Below are 1,182 nucleotides of genomic sequence, written 5' to 3'. Positions count from 1 at the left end.
GAAAAGTTTGAGCGGACCAAGCCGCACGTGAACGTTGGTACGATTGGTCACGTTGACCACGGCAAGACGACGCTGACGGCAGCGATCACGACGGTTCTGACGAAGAAGTTCGGCGGCGAAGCGAAGGCATACGACCAGATCGACGCGGCACCGGAAGAAAAGGCGCGCGGCATCACGATCAACACGGCACACGTCGAGTACGAAACGGCTAACCGCCACTACGCACACGTCGACTGCCCGGGCCACGCTGACTATGTGAAGAACATGATCACGGGCGCAGCGCAGATGGACGGCGCGATCCTGGTTTGCTCGGCAGCAGACGGCCCGATGCCGCAAACGCGTGAGCACATCCTGCTGGCGCGTCAGGTTGGCGTTCCGTACATCATCGTGTTCCTGAACAAGTGCGACATGGTGGACGACGCTGAGCTGCTCGAGCTGGTCGAGATGGAAGTTCGCGAACTCCTGTCGAAGTACGACTTCCCGGGCGACGACACGCCGATCGTGAAGGGTTCGGCGAAGCTGGCGCTGGAAGGCGACACGGGCGAGCTGGGCGAAGTGGCGATCATGAACCTGGCCGACGCGCTGGACACGTACATCCCGACGCCGGAGCGTGCAGTTGACGGCGCGTTCCTGATGCCGGTGGAAGACGTGTTCTCGATCTCGGGCCGTGGTACGGTTGTGACGGGTCGTGTCGAGCGCGGCATCGTGAAGGTCGGCGAAGAAATCGAAATCGTCGGTATCAAGCCGACGGTGAAGACGACCTGCACGGGCGTTGAAATGTTCCGCAAGCTGCTGGACCAAGGTCAAGCAGGCGACAACGTTGGTATCCTGCTGCGCGGCACGAAGCGTGAAGACGTGGAGCGTGGCCAGGTTCTGGCGAAGCCGGGTTCGATCACGCCGCACACGCACTTCACGGCTGAAGTGTACGTGCTGAGCAAGGACGAAGGCGGCCGTCACACGCCGTTCTTCAACAACTACCGTCCGCAGTTCTACTTCCGTACGACGGACGTGACGGGCTCGATCGAGCTGCCGAAGGACAAGGAAATGGTGATGCCGGGCGACAACGTGTCGATCACGGTGAAGCTGATTGCTCCGATCGCGATGGAAGAAGGTCTGCGCTTCGCAATCCGCGAAGGCGGCCGTACGGTCGGCGCCGGCGTCGTCGCCAAGATCATCGAGTAA

Annotated in this window: 1 protein-coding gene; it reads left to right on the top strand. The window is 61.4% G+C overall.

Features of this window, described 5'->3' with window-relative positions; genetic code table 11:
* On the top strand, positions 1-1,182 hold a 1,182-nt coding region (tuf, locus tag HWX39_RS35815), incomplete at its 5' end, for an elongation factor Tu (protein ID WP_230681489.1).

Origin of the sequence: Burkholderia sp. BCC0322, from assembly GCF_902833045.1 — a bacterium.
Lineage (GTDB): Bacteria > Pseudomonadota > Gammaproteobacteria > Burkholderiales > Burkholderiaceae > Burkholderia.
The sequence above is the reverse complement of the archived record's forward strand: the minus strand, read 5'-3'. Positions and strand labels throughout refer to the sequence as shown.